Source organism: Mycobacterium sp. NGS49 (assembly GCF_059812565.1).
This window is the reverse complement of record NZ_JCALCX010000092.1, coordinates 1-1,585: the sequence shown is the minus strand read 5'-3', so window position 1 is coordinate 1,585 and position 1,585 is coordinate 1. Positions and strand designations below refer to the sequence as shown.

Genomic DNA, 1,585 nt, shown 5'->3' with positions numbered 1-1,585 from the left:
CATGGTCGGCTACCACGGTGGAGCCTCAGCAATAGCCGCGCAGTTGTCCTCCTGGCAGCAGACCCTCAAGGGCCTGCCCGGCATCGGCCAGCTACTCAGCGGCGTCACCGGCGCCGCTCCCGCCGCACCGGGTGACCCCAACTTCGGCATCGGCAACAAAGACGGTGGCCTGAACTTCGGCAACGGCAACACCGGCAACAACAACCTCGGCAACGGCAACACCGGCGACGGCAACCTCGGCGGCGGCAACCTCGGCAACTCAAACATCGGCAGCGGCAACACGGGCAACGGCAATACTGGCTTCGGTAATAGAGGCGTCGGGAACTTCGGCCTCGGAAATGCCGGCGGCACCACAACTGCGCCGGGGAACGTGGGCCTGGGCAACAGCGGCAGCAACAACTTCGGCCTGGGGAACACCGGCAACGGGAACATCGGCGGCGGCAACACCGGTAACAACAACATCGGTTTCGGCCTCCAAGGCAACAACCTCGTCGGTGTCGGGGGCGCCGCCTACAACACCGCGACCGGCCAGTTTCAGTTCACCGGCCTGAACGCCGGCTCCGGCAACATCGGGTTGTTCAACTCCGGCAACGGCAACATCGGGTTCTTCAACTCAGGCGACGGCAATGTCGGCATCTTCAGCTCCGGCGCCAACTTGGTTCCGGCTGACCTGGGCAAGCTCCAAGGCATCGGCATCGGGAATTCCGGGTTCGGCAATATCGGCATCGGCAACGCCAGCGCAGGGAACTTCGGTATCGGTAACACTGGGACAGCTTTGGGCGGCTTGAATACTGGATTCGGAAACTCGGGCAGCTTCAACACAGGCTTCGGAAATGCTGGCAGCTCTAACACCGGCCTGGACAACTCGGGCAATTTCAACACCTTCGATGGCAACTCTGGCGACGTCAATACGGGTTTCTGGAACTCAGGTAATACCAACACCGGCTTTGGGGCCACCACCAACACCGGTGGAACCACCTCGGGCTTCGGCAACTCAGGCACCAATGTGTCGGGCTTCAACAACGAAATCAGCGCTGGGGCGTTTGGTGGGGGTAGCACATCGGGATTCTTCAATAAGGCCGGCGGCGGCTCAATATTCAACGGCAATATCTCCGGCTTCTTCAACACCGGTGTCACAGGAGCGCTTCCGCCGATATTCCCGGTCAGCGGCGCCATCAGTGGCTCCGTCTCGGGTCTGTTCAACTCGGGCACCGGTGCGGCTGGCTTCTTCAGCCTCACTCAGTTGCTGAAAAACCTTTCCTAGCCGTTCTAAGCGGTCGCAAATGCTCGCCGGGGCCGACGCCATGGCGAGCATTTTGCTGCCGCCAGCGAACGGTCGAAGTCGATATTTCGCTCAAATCGCCGACCTGAGTCCACATTTCATCGTATTGTCCGTGGCATCTGCTGGTGTGACGAGCGGTATTGGAGATGAATGTGGTGAATTTCGCGGCACTGCCGCCGGAAGTCAACTCGCTGCGCATGTACCTCGGCGCTGGGTCCGCGCCCATGCTCGACGCGTCGGTGGCGTGGTCGGGGCTGTCCGAGGAACTGGGTTCGGCAGCGGACTCCTTCTCGTCGGTGACTA

Annotated in this window: 2 protein-coding genes; both read left to right on the top strand. The window is 61.4% G+C overall.

Going from position 1 to position 1,585, the window contains the following annotated elements:
- Window positions 1-1,264: PPE family protein (locus tag AC5Y7D_RS30805; RefSeq protein WP_499929958.1), on the top strand; the 1,264-nt coding region annotated here is incomplete at its 5' end.
- A 164-nt stretch (window positions 1,265-1,428) separates the two neighbouring features.
- On the top strand, window positions 1,429-1,585 hold a 157-nt coding region (locus AC5Y7D_RS30800; RefSeq protein WP_499929960.1), incomplete at its 3' end, for a PPE domain-containing protein.